Source organism: Sanguibacter gelidistatuariae, assembly GCF_900096585.1.
Taxonomy (GTDB): domain Bacteria; phylum Actinomycetota; class Actinomycetes; order Actinomycetales; family Cellulomonadaceae; genus Sanguibacter; species Sanguibacter gelidistatuariae.
On sequence record NZ_FMYH01000003.1, the window covers coordinates 1 to 15586 of the forward strand.

General features: G+C 67.0%; 13 protein-coding genes. 9 read left to right on the forward strand and 4 right to left on the reverse strand.

The genetic code is table 11. The features are described 5' to 3' along the window. Positions 1–285: helix-turn-helix domain-containing protein (locus tag BLQ50_RS07700; protein WP_139185780.1), on the reverse strand; the 285-nt coding region annotated here is incomplete at its 3' end. 77 nt (positions 286–362) lie between these two features. On the opposite strand from BLQ50_RS07700, the gene BLQ50_RS07705 reads away from it, so the two are divergent. Further along, entirely contained in the window at positions 363–590 is a 228-nt protein-coding gene (locus tag BLQ50_RS07705) for a hypothetical protein (RefSeq protein WP_139185781.1), read from the forward strand. 106 nt (positions 591–696) lie between these two features. Here BLQ50_RS07705 and BLQ50_RS07710 read toward each other — a convergent pair whose 3' ends face one another. Together BLQ50_RS07710 and BLQ50_RS07715 are read right to left on the reverse strand one after the other, a co-directional pair. Beyond that, the gene (locus tag BLQ50_RS07710; RefSeq protein WP_217629133.1) at positions 697–1119 is read right to left on the reverse strand and encodes a DUF3885 domain-containing protein; all 423 of its coding nucleotides are present in this window, start codon (positions 1117–1119) and stop codon (positions 697–699) included. 140 nt (positions 1120–1259) lie between these two features. Continuing rightward, on the reverse strand, positions 1260–2045 hold the full coding sequence (locus BLQ50_RS07715) for a GTP pyrophosphokinase (protein ID WP_093182665.1): 786 nt from the start codon (positions 2043–2045) through the stop codon (positions 1260–1262). A gap of 528 nt (positions 2046–2573) precedes the next feature. On the opposite strand from BLQ50_RS07715, the gene BLQ50_RS07720 reads away from it, so the two are divergent. From BLQ50_RS07720 to BLQ50_RS07730, 3 genes are all read left to right on the forward strand, one after another. Next, positions 2574–4382 (forward strand): ABC transporter family substrate-binding protein, encoded by a 1809-nt coding sequence (locus BLQ50_RS07720; RefSeq protein ID WP_245700986.1) that lies wholly within the window; start codon positions 2574–2576, stop codon positions 4380–4382. A gap of 188 nt (positions 4383–4570) precedes the next feature. Then, a complete protein-coding gene (locus tag BLQ50_RS07725) occupies positions 4571–6091 on the forward strand; it encodes an ABC transporter permease (RefSeq protein WP_093182668.1) in 1521 nt (506 codons plus the stop codon). Next, positions 6088–7182 (forward strand): ABC transporter permease, encoded by a 1095-nt coding sequence (locus BLQ50_RS07730; protein ID WP_093182670.1) that lies wholly within the window; start codon positions 6088–6090, stop codon positions 7180–7182. Before BLQ50_RS07725 ends, BLQ50_RS07730 begins: the two co-directional genes overlap by 4 nt. 34 nt (positions 7183–7216) lie before the next feature. Here the strand turns inward: BLQ50_RS07730 and BLQ50_RS07735 are convergent, their stop codons facing one another. After that, positions 7217–7771, reverse strand: coding sequence for a PH domain-containing protein (locus BLQ50_RS07735; RefSeq protein WP_093182671.1), 555 nt, complete (start codon positions 7769–7771; stop codon positions 7217–7219). A gap of 86 nt (positions 7772–7857) precedes the next feature. On the opposite strand from BLQ50_RS07735, the gene BLQ50_RS07740 reads away from it, so the two are divergent. The 5 genes from BLQ50_RS07740 (at position 7858) to BLQ50_RS07760 (ending at position 15553) form a co-directional block, all read left to right on the forward strand. After that, positions 7858–9669 carry an ABC transporter ATP-binding protein gene (locus BLQ50_RS07740; protein ID WP_245700987.1) on the forward strand — a complete coding sequence of 604 codons (1812 nt, stop codon included), beginning with the start codon at positions 7858–7860 and terminating at the stop codon, positions 9667–9669. 222 nt (positions 9670–9891) lie between these two features. Next, a complete protein-coding gene (gene typA, locus BLQ50_RS07745) occupies positions 9892–11802 on the forward strand; it encodes a translational GTPase TypA (RefSeq protein WP_093182673.1) in 1911 nt (636 codons plus the stop codon). A 110-nt stretch (positions 11803–11912) separates the two neighbouring features. Next, positions 11913–12866 carry a PIG-L family deacetylase gene (locus tag BLQ50_RS07750; protein ID WP_093183263.1) on the forward strand — a complete coding sequence of 318 codons (954 nt, stop codon included), beginning with the start codon at positions 11913–11915 and terminating at the stop codon, positions 12864–12866. A 46-nt stretch (positions 12867–12912) separates the two neighbouring features. Continuing rightward, positions 12913–13371 carry a DUF6113 family protein gene (locus BLQ50_RS07755; protein WP_139185782.1) on the forward strand — a complete coding sequence of 153 codons (459 nt, stop codon included), beginning with the start codon at positions 12913–12915 and terminating at the stop codon, positions 13369–13371. A 112-nt stretch (positions 13372–13483) separates the two neighbouring features. Then, positions 13484–15553 carry a VanW family protein gene (locus tag BLQ50_RS07760; RefSeq protein WP_093182677.1) on the forward strand — a complete coding sequence of 690 codons (2070 nt, stop codon included), beginning with the start codon at positions 13484–13486 and terminating at the stop codon, positions 15551–15553. Positions 15554–15586 lie beyond the last annotated feature (33 nt).

Here is a 15586-nt window from a genome sequence, read left to right on the forward strand (position 1 = left end):
CCGGCCCGCGATCTGACGTGGGGTCCGCGACCGTTTCAGGTCCGCCAGGACCCGGGCTCGCAGGACCTTGTCGCCGGCGATCTTCCCCGTCTGAGGGCGGCTGCGGCTCCGCTCGGCCCGGCAGTCAGCCGCGACCAACCGGTACCCCAGCGTCTTCGTGGAGTTGCACCGGATCTCCCGGCTGACCACCGACGGTGCCCGGTCGATATGAGCTGCGATCCTGCGCACCGACCACCCGGCCTTGAGGCCCGTGGAGATCTCCACCCGATCGGCGACCGTCAACATCCTGCGTCCCACACCCGCACCCCTCGCTGACCAGCACTGTTGCTACGAGGCTATGACACCAAGCCCAGCCAACTGATGTGGAACGAGAAGCCATTGGTTTGGCGTCGTGGTTCGTGGCGGTTCTGGGTCGATCCGATGCGGGTGAGCTGGCCACGTTGATCGCGCCATATCTTGCCGCTGATACCGAGCCGGACGACTCTGAAGACGAGCTCGATGATGCCGACGTCGTCGTCGAGGACGAGGTGGTGCGGCTGCTCAGGGCGCTGGGGCTGCCCGTTCCGGAAGACTTGCTGGAAGTGGAGTGAAGCCGGCGCAGGCCATTCAGCGTGGTGACGTCGAGGTTGAACGTGGTGAGGTTCCGCTTCAACGTGTGATTGGCCGGTGTGCAGGGTGGCCGGGGCTCAGGTGCTGTCAGTCACAGCCCTGACGAGAGGCTGGACAGCCACTCGGGATGCCGATCGCGAAGCGCGTCGCGGTCGGCGGCAGTGGGAAGGATGACGTCCGCTCCGCCGTCGTACGGATAGTAGAGCCATGTGAGGTCGCTCCCGGCGAGCAGTCGCGGGCCACGACGATCAAGGATTCGACGCCGGAGCCGGTGAGGAGCTCCGCCAGGACGGTGCGATGGCGGCGGAGGATCTCTTCGTGCTCCTCTGGGAGCTCGGCGTAGCGCTTGGACTCGGGCAGGCTGTGAAACCTCACCCACCTGGCCTCGTGCGTGGACTTGAGGAGGTATCCGACGGGTTGGGTGCCGGGCCAGCTCCGCTCCCACCGTTCGGTGAGACCACGAGATCGGGCGCTGTCCTCCGGCTGGTCGAACTCACCCGTGCCGCGCATCCGTCTCCATCGACGGCGGACGGTAGAGCGCACGCTCCACAGGACGTTGCTCAGCGAGTACAGCGGTGATCAGTTCACGCCTTGAGGCTACCGGGACCCACGACAAACCGGTGGTCCACCTCGGCTGAGCGGGGCGGCGCTCAAATGGGTCCGCGACCGCCCTGGCCGCGGCGGTCGTCGCGCTCGGTGGCCGCCGCGACGAAGGCGTCGAGCAGGCCGTCCGGGATCGGGAGGGCGCGCAGCGCGTCGAGGGAGCTCTCGTCGCGGGTGGCCGCCTGGGTCACGCTCAGGGTCGCCACCTGCGCGTGCAGCCGCTCCATCTTGTGGTCGAGGCGGGTGGCCGTGTCTGCAGCGTCCTTGAGCTCGTCGAGCAGGGTCTGGGGGACCGCGCCGTCGTACTTGTAGTAGATCTTGTGCTCGAGGCTGGCCCAGAAGTCCATCGCGATGGTGCGGATCTGGATCTCGACCGTGACGTGCTCGGTGCGGTCGGAGAGGAACACCGGGACCGACACGATGATGTGCAGGCTCTGGTAGCCGTTGGGCTTCGGGTTCTTGATGTAGTCCCTGACCTCCAGGACCGTCACGTCCGACTGCCCCGTGATCATGTCCCGGACCGTGTAGATGTCGGAGACGAAGCTGCACGTCACGCGGATCCCGGCGATGTCGAAGATTTGTGCCCGGATGTCCTCGGTCGTCAGCGGGACGCCCTTGCGCACGGCCTTCTTGAGGATCCCTTCGGGAGACTTCAGCCGCGAGGAGACGTGCTCGATGGGGTTGTAGGCGTGGATGTAGTGGAACTCGTCCTTGAGGATGTTGACCTTGGTCATCATCTCCTCGATGCCGAAGCGGTAGGACATGAGGAACCGCATGATGTCGTCCTTGAGGAGGGCCCGTCGGATCGGGTCGGTCAAGGCTTCGGTGTCCATGTCTGTCCGTTCCGCGCACCGGCCGTCTGTATGCCGGTGGGTGTGCGAGGGGGTGCGGCACGGTGGTCCCGTACGGCATCTGGGTACTCCGGCATCCTATCGGCCGGCTAGCAACCGTCCCCGCGCAGGTGTTCGCATGAGCGTGGTCTTGCTCACGTCGGAGGTGTTCGGCTCTCCGCGATCGCCCATGGAATCGAGGCGACCTTAGTCCTTAAGTGAGGCTTGCCGGGCGGTGTAGGAGCGCTAGGAAGCGCGACTTTGCGCGGTTCCTGATCTTCGTTGTTCAGTATGTGAACGGGAGATGACCAATGTTACTGGCCAGTATCAACTCGGTAACGATCATCCTCCGCAGGGCCGTTCTGGCAAGGAGGCCCTGTGCAAGTAGGTAACTTTCTTGTAAGCAAGGAAGCCCAGACCCGTCCCATGCCCGCGAGCACGTCTTCGCCAGGACACGACGGGTTCGCAATCGCGAGGGCGTTTTCGATCCTTCGAGGAGGAACATTGAAGATCAGACGGATTCATGTCGCCGTGGCTACCGTGGCCGCGGCAGCGCTCGTGCTGTCCGGGTGCAGCAGCGACGCCAAGAAGGACGACAACGCTGGCATCTCGACGGACACCGCCGTCAACATCGCGTGGAACCAGCCGTTCTACTCGTTCAACGGCAACAGCATCACGGGCAACGCGACCGCGAACAACGTGATCCTCTACCTGCTTCAGTCGCACTTCAACTACTACGACGCTGATCTGAACCTGATCAACGACACGTCGTTCGGCACGATGGAGAAGGTCTCTGACGACCCGCTCCAGGTCAAGTACACCTACGCGGACACGGCAACCTGGTCCGACGGCACCCCCGCCGGCCCGGCTGACCTCCTCCTGGAGTGGGCCGGCCAGAGCGGCAAGTTCAACAACGTCGAGCCTGAGTACGACGAAGAGACCGGTGATGTCACCAACCAGGCTGCCCTGGACGCTGGTGTCTACTTCGACGGTGCCACACCGTCCGTCGCGCTCATCACGGACACGCCCGTCATCGAGGGCAACTCGATCACGCTGACGTACTCGAAGCCCTTCGCCGACTGGCAGGTCTCGATCGACAACAACCTTCCGGCGCACATCGTCGCCAAGCGCGCGCTCGGCATCGACGACCCGACCGAGGCCGCCGCCGCCCTGGTCGACGCGATCGACAACAACAAGGTCGACGACCTCTCCAAGATCGCCAAGGTCTGGAGCAACGACTTCAACTATGTCGAGATGCCGACGGATCCCGACCTCTACGTCTCGAGCGGCGCGTACGTGCTCTCCGAGTACAAGAAGGACCAGTTCCTGACGCTCAAGGCGAACCCTGAGTACAAGGGCGACAACAAGGCCACGATCCCCACGGTCACGGTTCGTTACAACGGCGACCCGATGTCCCAGGTCCAGGCGCTCAGCAACGGTGAGGTCGACCTCATCAACCCGCAGTCGACGTCCGACGTCCTCACCGCGGTCAAGGCTCTCGACGGCATCAAGGTCGAGACCGGCACCGAGGGCACGTACGAGCACATCGACCTTCAGTTCGCCAACGGCGGTCCGTTCGACCCGGCCACCTACGGCGGGGACGCCGACAAGGCGCACAAGGTTCGTGAGGCCTTCCTCAAGACGGTCCCGCGCCAGGAGATCATCGACAAGCTGATCAAGCCGCTCGACCCCGAGGCAACGATCCGCAACTCCTTCACGATCGTCCCGGGTGCCCCGGACTACGCCTCGGTCTCCGAGGTCTCCGGCCAGGCCGCGTACGACGTCGTCGACATCGAGGGCGCCAAGGCGCTGCTCGCTGAGGCTGGCGTGGCGTCACCGACCGTGCGTGTGCTGTTCGACCCGGACAACACCCGTCGTGTCAACCAGTTCGATCTCATGGTCGCCTCGGCGAAGGAGGCGGGCATCAACGTCGTCGCCTACGAGGTCCAGGACGGCTGGGGCTCTGACCTGAGCAGCGCTACGTCCTACTACGACGCAGCGCTCTTCGGATGGCAGTCCACGTCGACCGCCGTGACGGAGTCCGATGCGAACTACCGCACGGGCGCCACGAACAACTTCTACGGCTACTCCAACGCTGAGGTCGACGCGCTGTTCGACCAGCTCCAGGTGGAGACGGTCCCGGCCAAGCAGGTTGAGATCCTCGGCCAGGTCGAGAAGCACCTCGTGGATGACGCCTTCGGTCTGACGATCTTCCAGTTCCCGGGTGTCACGGCTTCGCGCGAGAGCGCGCTGACCGGTGTCGTACCGCTGACGATCGCACCGGGCATCTTCTACGGGTTCTGGGACTGGAGCGCCGGAAGCGCTGCAGCCTCCAAGTAGTAGTAGTCCGATCCCGGTCCAGTTTCACCTGATGACCGGGCGCTAGACTGACGAGAGGGCACCGTGCCTTGCGCCGGTGCCCTCTCCGATGCGAGGGCACACTGTCCTGCTGGGCGTGACCAACGTCGGGCAGGAATGATCGACTCGTATGACACGAGTCCACAAACGTCTGCGAGGTTTGCTCCAAGGTGTTGACCTTCCTCACTCGCCGCATCGCGGCGGGAATTGCCACGCTGGTCGTGGCCATCTTCCTCATGTATCTGCTGGTCGACCTCGCGATCGACCCACTGGCGGACCTCGTCGACAGCACCGCCCCCAACAAGGCGGAGCTCATCCAGGCACGTATCAACCTGCTGCACCTCGATCAGAGCGTGTTCGTCCGCTTCTTCACCTGGGCCGGGCACTTCATCACGGGAGACTTCGGTACCGCGTGGAAGACCGGTCAGGAGGTGGGCCCGCTCGTCGGGCACGCGATCGGCTCGACGCTTCAGCTCGTCACCGCTGCGACAGTCCTCTCGCTCGTCCTCGGTGTCGCCGTCGGTGTCGTGTCTGCGCTTCGCCAGTACAGCACCTTTGACTACGTGATCATCTTCGTGTCGTTCCTGCTGTACTCCCTCCCGTCCTTCTGGATCGCGATCCTGCTCAAGCAGTGGGGTGCGATCGGCTTCAACGACTTCCTCGCGGACCCGGTCATCGCCTGGCCGACGATCGCCCTCTTCGCCGTGGTCTCCGGGCTCGTCTGGATGATCGCCGTCGGAGGAAGCCGCACCCGTCGTATCCAGACCTTCGCGATAGCTGCCGTCGCGACCTTCTCGGCAGTGGCATTCGTCCAGCTGACCGACTGGTGGTCCACCCCGCACTTCGGCCCCGTGCTGATCGGCGTGACAGGCCTCGCCCTGGCCTTCGCCGTGAGCGGGCTGTCCGCCGGCTTCGGCAATCGCAAGGCGCTGTACACAGCCGTGACCACGGTGCTCGTCGGGCTCGTGCTCTACTACCCGATGCAGGCGCTGTTCGACAACGTCGACGAGTCGAACCTGCTCATCGCCGGTCTCGCGGTGGTTGCGATCGGGATCGGTTACCTCCTCGGGTACCTCTTCCGTGGCCCCGACTGGCGGGTGTCGTCCAGGGTTGGTGCGATCGTCGCGTTCCTCGTCGCCTCGATGATCTACATCGATCAGATCCTCCAGGTCTGGCCGGCCTACTTCCGCGCGCTCAAGGGCCGGCCGATTCCGACCTTCGGTGACAGCACGCCGAACCTCGGCGGGAACTACTGGGTGCAGACGCTCGACTCGCTGACCCACCTCCTCCTGCCGACGTTGACGCTGATTCTCGTGGCCTTCGCCGCCTACACCCGCTACTCGCGGTCGAGCATGCTCGAGGTCATGAGCCAGGACTACATCCGCACGGCCCGCGCCAAGGGACTCAACGAGCGCACCGTCGTTATGCGGCACGGTTTCCGCAACACGCTCATCCCGCTTGCGACGATCGTGCCGATCGACATCATCACTCTCATCGGTGGCGCCGTCATCACGGAGGCTGTCTTCGCACGGCCCGGCATGGGAGCGCTGTTCGTCACCTCCCTCCAGCACGCGGAGATCGATCCGGTCATGGCCTACCTCGTGATCACGGCCGCACTCGCCATCATCGCCAACATCGTCGCTGACCTGGTCTACGCGGCGGTCGACCCCCGGATTCGGTTGAACCCATGAGCACCTCACCTGTCGAGAACCTTGAGCCGGAGCGCCTCGAGAACGCGATCGAGCTCAAAGACGTCGAAGGCCTGTCCCAGGGGCAGATCGTCCGGCGTCGTTTCTTCCGCCACAAGGGCGCCATGGCGGGCCTCGGCGCGCTGGTGTTCGTCATCCTCATGGCTTTCACCTCTGTGGGTGTCGGGCCGGTCGAGGGCTGGTGGACGTCTGGCAACCCGAGTCACAGTGGCGGGCCAGCTGACATCATCAACGTGGGTGGCACGCCTACGATGTCGATGCCAACCTGGCTCGGGGGCGACGGCTTCGCCATCGGCGACCACCCGTTTGGCCAGGACGAGATCGGACGCGACATCTTCACCCGCGTGATGCAGGGGACCCAGACCTCACTGGCGGTCATGGCGATCATCGGTCTGATCTCAGGTCTTGTCGGTGTGCTCATCGGGTCGCTCGCGGGCTACTTCCGTGGGTGGATCGACACGTGGCTCATGCGGACGACCGATCTGTTCATCACTGTCCCGACGATCGTCATCGGAGCCGTGATCGGAAAGATCGCCGGTGGTGTCTCGCCCTGGGTGTTCGCGTTCGGGATGGGCCTCGTCCTGTGGACCAGTCTCGCCAGGCTCGTGCGTGGGGAGTTCCTGGCCCTGCGCGAACGGGAGTTCGTCGACGCGGCCCGTGTGGCCGGAGCCTCGAGCCCGCGGATCATCTTCAAGCACATCCTGCCGAACGCGGTTGGGGTCATCGTCGTGAGCACCACGCTGCTCATGAGTTCTGCGATCCTGCTCGAGACTGCGCTGAGCTTCCTCCAGTTCGGCATCCAGCCGCCCGCTGTGTCCCTCGGGAAGATCATCAGCGAGTACCAGAGCGCGTTCTCCACGCGTCCGTGGCTGTTCTGGTGGCCTGGTCTCTTCATCATCATCATCGCTCTGAGCATCAACTTCATCGGTGACGGCCTGCGCGACGCGTTCGACCCGCGCCAGAAGCGCATCCCGTCCCGGCGCCGTATGGACAAGGCGCGCGTCGTCGCCCGTCCGACCGTGGCCGGCGCGACCCCCTCGGGGACCACCGCGCAGGGCAGTTCAGAGGCCTGACATGACCGTGCCCCAGGGCTCCGTGCGCCTAGGCTTAGGCCTGCGGGGCGATCACGCTGATCGCCGCGAGGACGGCGACCGCGACGATCGTGGTGACATGCCATGTCGAGTGCACCGTCTCGCTCGTCGTGCACGCGGGGCCCTGCCGCTCGGCCCAGTCCTTGACCACGGCTGCGACGTTTTCGGCCGTGTCGCTCCCAGCGTTCTCCGAGTAGCTGCGCGTGCGCAGGCCCGGCGTGCGGGACGCGACCTTGGAAGCGGGTGGGACGGCCCAGGCGGAGATCCGCGCGGAGCTCGTCCCGATTTCGAGCGCCCACCGGGTGGTGACTCCGCGGACCTCGGACCACGGGATCCGGTAGGTGCGCCAGACGTTCTGCACGGTCACGCCGTGCTCGTCCAGACGTACCATCGGCTGCCAGAAACACGCCCACACGAGCACCATGACGAGGGCTGGGATCGCTCCATGACGGAGCAGGCCGCCGACGCCATCGGAGACCGCCAAGCTGACGATTGCGCAGACAGCTCCAACGAGGGCGGCGCCGGTCAGCACCCGACCGTAGCTCGATCGAAAAATGCGCGTGGGTTCCATCTCCCCATGCTCCCATCGATGCAGGAACGGATCTGTTCGCCTCGTGGCGAACGACCGTGACACGCGCAGGAAGGATCCAGATCCCCGTGACCACAGATACCTCGAACGAGACCGCAGGTACTGCGTCCGCCGATGCAGTGCTGACAGTGCGAGACCTAGGCGTCGACTTCTTCGTCGACGGCGAATGGTTCTCCGCTGCGAGCGGTGTGACCTACGACGTCCGCCCCGGCGAGATCCTTGCGATCGTCGGCGAGTCCGGTTCGGGAAAGTCGCAGTCCTCTATGTCGTTGCTCGGGCTGCTACCGTCCAACGGCCGGTCGACAGGGAGCGCCTTGCTCGGCGACCGGGAGCTCATCGGGATGCCCAACGGACGTCTCCGCAAGATTCGCGGCAAGGAGATCGCGATGATCTTCCAGGAGCCAATGACCGCGCTCAACCCGTCCTACACGATCGGCTTCCAGATCGTCGAGACGCTGCGCACTCACTTCGAGATGGGACCCGCGCGGGCCAAGGAGCGTGCGATCGAGCTGCTTCGCCTTGTCGAGCTGCCCGAGCCCGAGAAGCGTTTCTCGTCATACCCGCACCAGCTTTCCGGCGGTCAGCGGCAGCGCGCAATGATCGCGCAGGCGCTGTCCTGCGACCCGCGGCTGCTCATCGCGGACGAGCCGACCACGGCACTTGACGTGACTGTCCAGGCTGAGATCCTCAAGCTCATGCGGAACCTGCGGTCGCGCATCGACTCGGGCATCATCCTCATCACCCACGACATGGGCGTCGTCGCCGACCTCGCCGACAAGATCCTCGTCATGAAGGACGGCGTCGTCGTCGAGCAGGGCACGACGGAGCAGGTCTTCCGGGCCCCGAAGCATCCGTACACGCGCCGACTGCTCGAGGCTGTCCCGCACCTCGGCTCGAAACAGCGTGTGACGGTGACGGAGCCCGACCGGGAGTCCGGTGCCCAGACCGCTGCCGACACCCGGCCCGTCGTCTTCGAGGCCACGGACATGGTCATCGAGTACCCGGGACGCGGGCGGACGCCGGCCTTCCGTGCCGTCGATGGCGTAAGCCTGACCATCCACCAAGGTGAGGTTGTTGGACTTGTCGGTGAGTCCGGCTCGGGCAAGACGACGATCGGGCGTGCCGCGGTTGGCCTTCTCCCGGTGACCGGTGGGCAGCTTGAGATCGTCGGACGCTCGATGGTCGGCGCGCGCCCCAAGGATCTCAAGCCACTTCGCACCGAAGTCGGGATGGTCTTCCAGGACCCAGGCTCGTCGCTCAACCCACGCCTGCCGATCGGCGAGTCGATTGCCGAGCCGCTCCTGTTGCACAAGGGGATCCGTGGCAAGGCGCTCAGCTCGGAGGTCGAGCGCCTGCTCGACCAGGTGGAGCTCCCACGGGCGCTGCGCAACCGCTACCCGCACGAGCTTTCGGGCGGCCAGCGTCAGCGCGTGGGCATCGCGCGCGCGCTCTCCCTCGAGCCGAAGCTGCTCGTGGCGGACGAACCGACGTCTGCGCTCGACGTCTCCGTCCAGGCGCGGGTCCTCGAACTCTTCCAGTCGCTTCAGCGTGAGCACGGCTTCGCATGCCTCTTCATCTCGCACGACCTCGCGGTCGTCGAGATCTTGTCTGAGCACGTCGCGGTCATGCACAATGGCAAGCTCGTCGAGGTGGGGACGACCGCGCAGGTCGTCAACAACCCTCAGGACCCGTACACCCAACGGCTGATCGCGGCGGTCCCGGTCCCGGACCCGGAGATCCAGCGCGCTCGCCGCGAGGCCCGGGACGCGATTCTCGATGCCCAGCGGGCCGAGATCGAGCGCGAGGAGCTCGACCATGCAGCGGCCGAGGCCGCTGGGCACAGCCCTCACCACGAGGAACTTCCTCCGCTGGCACCGTGACGGGACGTGTCTCCTGACACGTTCTAGGTACGGGTCGTCAAAATCGCGCTGGCGGAGGGTACAATTGCATAGGTCAACGTCGTCCGTGTGCTGATTTGTGCTCCATGCGTGCCTTCACGCATGCTCCCGGCCGGGCCAATGACGCGTGACCACTGGGTGATCAGCAACGTGCATCAGCGCGCTGCACCCCGTTCCTTCTCACACTGTGAAATGAGTTTCTCTATGTCTGTGCGCTCCGACTTGCGTAACGTCGCGATCGTCGCCCACGTTGACCACGGCAAGACGACCCTCGTCGATGCGATGCTGCGCCAGTGCGGCGCATTCGGTTCGCACTCGCACGTGGACGAGCGCGCCATGGACTCCGGCGACCTCGAACGCGAGAAGGGCATCACGATCCTCGCGAAGAACACCGCCGTGCGTTACAACGGACCGGCTGCGGCTGCCTCCGGCGAGCCTGGCGGTATCACGATCAACGTGATCGACACCCCCGGCCACGCCGACTTCGGTGGTGAGGTCGAGCGCGGCCTGTCCATGGTCGACGGTGTTGTCCTCCTCGTGGACGCCTCCGAGGGCCCGCTGCCCCAGACGCGCTTTGTGCTGCGCAAGGCGCTCGTCGCCAAGCTTCCCGTGATCCTCGTGGTCAACAAGACCGACCGCCCCGACTCCCGCATCGAAGAGGTCGTCGCCGAGGCGACCGACCTGCTGCTGGGTCTCGCGAGCGACCTTGCCGACGAGGTTCCCGACCTCGACCTCGACGCGATCCTGGACATGCCCGTCGTCTACGCGGCAGCCAAGGTCGGGCGTGCCTCGACCATCCAGCCCGCCGACGGCACGGTTCCCGAGAGCGAAGACCTCGAGCCGCTGTTCAAGATGATCCTCGAGAAGATCCCGGCCCCCACGTACGAGGAGGGCGCGCCGCTCCAGGCTCACGTCACCAACCTCGACGCCTCGCCGTTCCTGGGCCGTCTCGCCCTGCTGCGCATCTTCAACGGCACGATCAACAAGGGCCAGACCGTGGCCTGGGCCCGTGCCGACGGCACGATGCAGAACGTCAAGATCACCGAGCTGCTCGAGACGAAGGCGCTCACCCGCGTCCCGACCGAGTCCGCAGGGCCTGGCGACATCGTCGCCGTCGCCGGCATCGAGGACATCACGATCGGTGAGACCCTCACCGACCCTGACGACCCGCGTCCGCTCCCGCTCATCACGGTCGACGACCCGGCCATCTCGATGACGATCGGTATCAACACCTCCCCGCTCGCGGGCAAGGGCGGCAAGGGCCACAAGGTCACCGCTCGCCAGGTCAAGGACCGCCTCGACAAGGAGCTCGTCGGTAACGTCTCGCTCCGCGTCCTGCCGACCGAGCGTCCCGACGCCTGGGAGGTCCAGGGCCGTGGAGAGCTCGCGCTCGCCATCCTCGTCGAGCAGATGCGCCGCGAAGGCTTCGAGCTCACCGTGGGCAAGCCCCAGGTCGTGACGAAGCAGATCGACGGCAAGACGCACGAGCCGACCGACCGCATGACCATCGACGTCCCCGAGGAGTACCTCGGTGCCGTGACCCAGCTGCTCGCGCAGCGCAAGGGCCGCATGGAGACCATGTCCAACCACGGAACCGGCTGGGTCCGCATGGAGTTCGTCGTCCCCGTCCGTGGCCTGATCGGCTTCCGTACGCGCTTCCTCACGGACACGCGTGGAACCGGCATCGCCTCGTCCATCGCCGAGGGCTTCGAGCCGTGGGCCGGACCGATCGACACCCGCATCAACGGCTCGCTCGTGGCCGACCGCCCCGGCGCCGTGACCCCGTTCGCGATGGTCAACCTGCAGGAGCGCGGCTCCTTCTTCGTCGATCCCACGCAGGAGGTCTACGAGGGCATGATCGTCGGCGAGAACTCGCGCAACGAGGACATGGACGTCAACATCACCAAGGAGAAGAAGCTCACGAACATGCGCGCTGCGAGCAGCGACACGTTCGAGAACCTCACCCCGCCGAGGCACCTCACCCTCGAGGAGTCCCTCGAGTTCGCCCGCGAGGACGAGTGCGTCGAGGTCACCCCGGAGGCCGTGCGCATCCGCAAGGTCATCCTCGACCAGTCCGAGCGCGCACGCAGCTTCTCCCGCTCGAAGAAGGGCTGATCGAGTTCTGATCCGCTCCTGAGCCCACGGGCTTGCGCGACGATGGCCACCAGGCATGCCTGGTGGCCATCGTCGTCCGCCCGCGGCCGATGGACCAAGATGGACTCGTGATGATCACCGAAGCCTCGCTGCCAGCCGGACCACTGCTCGCCGTGCACGCCCATCCCGACGACGAGACGCTCGCCACGGGCGCGCTGCTGGCGACCTGGGCGGCCTCGGGCCAGCCAGTGACCCTGGTGACCTGCACCCGCGGCGAGCGCGGCGAGGTCATCGGTGCCACCCTGGCTCACCTGGAGGGCAACGGCCCGGCCCTGGCCGCCCACCGCGAGGGCGAACTGCGCGCGGCGCTGGCCGCGCTCGGTGTGCGCGACCACCACTATCTTGATCAGCTTCGCCGCGATCAGCTCCGCCTCGAGGACTCGGGCATGGCGTGGGTCGGTGCGGCGGGCGGTCAGGCCGGCGAGGCCGACGACGCGGGCGAGCGCGCGCTCGTGGCCGCGCCCCTCGAGGAGGTGGCCACCGCGCTGGCCGAGCTCATCCGCGACCGCCGGCCGGCCGTCGTCGTGACCTACGAGGCCGGCGGTGGCTATGGCCACCCCGACCACGTGCGCGCCCACGAGATCACGATGCGCGCGCTTCAGCTTGCCGCCCACGCCTCCGCGACCCGTCCCGCCCACGTGCCCGACGACGTCTGGTGGGCAGTCATCCCGGCTCCCGTCGTGCGCGGCGCCCGCGCTGCGCTGCGGGAGCTGAGCTTGCGCGACCCAGAGCTCGCGGGGCTGCTCGCCGGGTCGGCGACCGCAGAGCTCCCCGGCGACGCGCTCCCTGCCGCTGCGGCGCCCGGACTGCCCGTCGTCGCGATGATCGACGGCGCGCCGGTGGCCGACCGCGTCGAGGCGGCGCTGCGCGCGCACGCAACCCAGGTGCACTGGATCCACCGGCTGGCGGCGGGCTCTGGGGCCGGCGTCGGGCTGGCCGGGTGGTACGCGCTGAGCAACGACGTGCTCGTCCCGTGGCTGACGCACGAGCACTATGCCCGCGCTCGTGGTGCCCACGCTCGCTAAGCCCGCGGTCAGTAGATTGTCAGGATGCGGCGGTAACGTTTGGGGTATGTCTGACCCGTACTCCGCGCCTGCGGCTTCGTCCGAGCCGTCACCGGCGCCGCAGCCAGCGCCGACCGAGCCTTCACCACGCAGGCCCGCACCCTCTCGCCCCGCGTCGGCCGGCCTGCGGCCCCTCACGCTCGTGTGGTACCTGTGCGTCCTCCTGCTCGGGGCCGCCGTCGGGCTGGTCGGGACGATCATGCACCGGCAGTGGATGCCGTGGATCCTCATCGTCGCGCTGCTGACCGTCACGGTCGCGGGGGTGCTTGTCCGAGCCTGGTTGGGCAGCGGTGGGCTCATCCCCTACGGCATCGGCTGGCTCGTCGTGGTTCAGGCCTTCGCCGCCCAGGGGCCCGGGGGCGACATCATCATGCCCGCCCAGTCGATCAGCTACGTGTGGATGATCGGTGGCATGGTGATGATCGGCGTCGCGGCCTTCGCCCCGCGCAAGTGGTTCCGCGACTGAGCGGTACGTCGGCCGGGAAGGCGAGCAACGTACACTAGCCACGCGGGGGCAACCGCATCCAACGCCTGTCCACGGGGTTCCCCCCGGCCTTCTTCGCGAGTGGAGCGACCAGATGACCAGCAGTGCCGACGAGACGACTCCGGTACCGCAGAGCTCGACCGCTCCGCCACCCCAGCCCCTCGACGGAGGCGGCACGGCTGCGCCGACGCCTGACAGTGCACCCTGGGTCCAGCGGAACCCGTCCGGCATCGCGGTCCAGGGCCTGAGCTACCCGGTCCTGCAGCGTCCACCGGTCGAGACGCCGACCGAGGCGCTGGCTGCGACGCCGACCGACCCAACGGCCGCTGCAACCCCAGCCGCAGGCTCGTCCGCCGGAGACTCGGCGAGCCCCACCGACCCCGCCACCTCCGTTCTCCCGACCATCCAGGACGAGATCGTGCCCGCACAGACCACCACCGAGACCCTCCAGGGTGAGCCGGGATCTCCGCTGAGCGTGTTCGACGCCGACGACTCCGGCCGTCGCTGGCCCAAGGTCCTGCTGTGGACGGGGATCGGCCTGGTCGTTGCGGCCGGTGCCTACGTCGGAGCCCAGTGGCACTTCGCCGACCGGATCCCTCGCGGGACGACGGTCGCCGGGGTCGACATCGGGGGACTGTCCTCCGACGATGCTGTGGCGCGCCTGACGACCGAGCTAGGTGGGATCTCGACCGCGCCGATCCCGGTCACCGCCGGCGAGGCCGCCACGACGATCGACCCGGTGAGCGCGGGCCTGACCTTCGACGCCGCCGCGACGGTCGAGGGCCTGACCGAGTTCACCCTCGCCCCCGGGCACCTGCTGGCCCAGATCTCCGGCGGACGGGAGATCGACCCGGTCACGGTCGTCGACGCGACGAAGCTGGCCGTCGCAACCGACCTCCTGGCCACGGACCTCGCGGTCCCCGCGACCAGCGGCACGGTCGGCTTCGTCGACGGCGGCGCGGTCCAGACGCCCGCGGCGGACGGCACCGCCCTTGACGAGAAGCAGGCCGCCGACGTCGTCACCTCCGGCTGGCTCTCGGCCGCGCGCCCGATCGACCTGCCCACGACCACGGTCGAACCCGAGATCACCCAGGCCGAGACGGACGCCGCCTTCGGGCAGGCGCAGCAGGTAGCCGCGTCCTCGGTGTCGGTGACCGTCGCCGGTCAGGTCGCTGAGATCCCGGTCGCCAACCTCACGGCCGCCGCCACCTTCACCTCGACCGACGGCGACCTCGTGCTTGCCTTCGACGGCACCAAGCTCGTCCAGGACGTGATCGACCGCACGACCGCCCTGCTCGCCAACTCCTCCGACGCCACCTTCGTGTTCGTCGACAACGCCCCGGTGATCCAGCCCGGCGTCCCGGGGACCACCCTGGACCCGGCGACACTCGCGGCTGCCGTCCAGAAGGCCGCCCTGTCCGACGTGCGCAGCGCCGAGGTCGAGCTCGTGCCGAGCGACCCGGCGCAGTCGACCCAAGCCCTCGAGGCGCTCGGCGTCACGGCGAAGGTCAGCGAGTTCGCGACCCCGCTCACGAACGAGCCGGACCGGACCGAGAACCTGCGGATCGCGGCCGAGAAGATCACCGGCGTGCTGGTCAAGCCGGGGGAGACGTTCAGCCTGACGGAGGCGATCGGCCCCTTCACGCGGGAGAACGGCTACAAGGACGCACACATCATCGTCAACGGGAACATCGTCGAAGGGGTCGGTGGTGGGCTCTCCCAGATGTCCACGACCACGTACAACGCCGGTTTCTTCGCAGGTATGGTCGACGTCGAGCACCAGCCGCACAGCTACTGGTTCACCCGCTATCCCGAGGGCCGCGAGGCTACCCTCTACGACGGTCAGATCGACATGCGCTGGCGCAACGACTCGCCCTACGGTGTGCTGCTGCAGTCCTGGATCGCCGACGGCAAGCTGAACGTCGCGGTCTGGAGCACCCCTTACTACACCGTCGAGACGACCACGAGCGCGCGGTCGGGCGTGGTGGCCCCGACGACCGAGCACCGCACGGGCGCGAGCTGTGCGCCGCAGAGCATGGGCGGGGGCGGCTTCTCCGTCTCGGTCTGGCGCAAGGTGACGATCACCGCGACCGGTGAAGAGACCATCAACGAGACGAACAAGTGGCGGTACCGTCCACAGAACGCCGTGGTCTGCGACGGCTGACGCGGTACGACTAGCATCAGGGCAGGTTTCTGT

Bases quoted from the DNA above. Each gene is read 5' to 3' on its own strand.
- BLQ50_RS07715 (WP_093182665.1), bottom strand. From the start codon at position 2,045: ATGGACACCGAAGCCTTGACCGACCCGATCCGACGGGCCCTCCTCAAG.
- BLQ50_RS07760 (WP_093182677.1), top strand. From the start codon at position 13,484: ATGACCAGCAGTGCCGACGAGACGACTCCGGTACCGCAGAGCTCGACC.
- BLQ50_RS07755 (WP_139185782.1), top strand. From the start codon at position 12,913: ATGTCTGACCCGTACTCCGCGCCTGCGGCTTCGTCCGAGCCGTCACCG.
- BLQ50_RS07710 (WP_217629133.1), bottom strand. From the start codon at position 1,119: ATGCGCGGCACGGGTGAGTTCGACCAGCCGGAGGACAGCGCCCGATCT.
- typA (WP_093182673.1), top strand. From the start codon at position 9,892: ATGTCTGTGCGCTCCGACTTGCGTAACGTCGCGATCGTCGCCCACGTT.
- BLQ50_RS07735 (WP_093182671.1), bottom strand. From the start codon at position 7,771: ATGGAACCCACGCGCATTTTTCGATCGAGCTACGGTCGGGTGCTGACC.
- BLQ50_RS07750 (WP_093183263.1), top strand. From the start codon at position 11,913: ATGATCACCGAAGCCTCGCTGCCAGCCGGACCACTGCTCGCCGTGCAC.
- BLQ50_RS07730 (WP_093182670.1), top strand. From the start codon at position 6,088: ATGAGCACCTCACCTGTCGAGAACCTTGAGCCGGAGCGCCTCGAGAAC.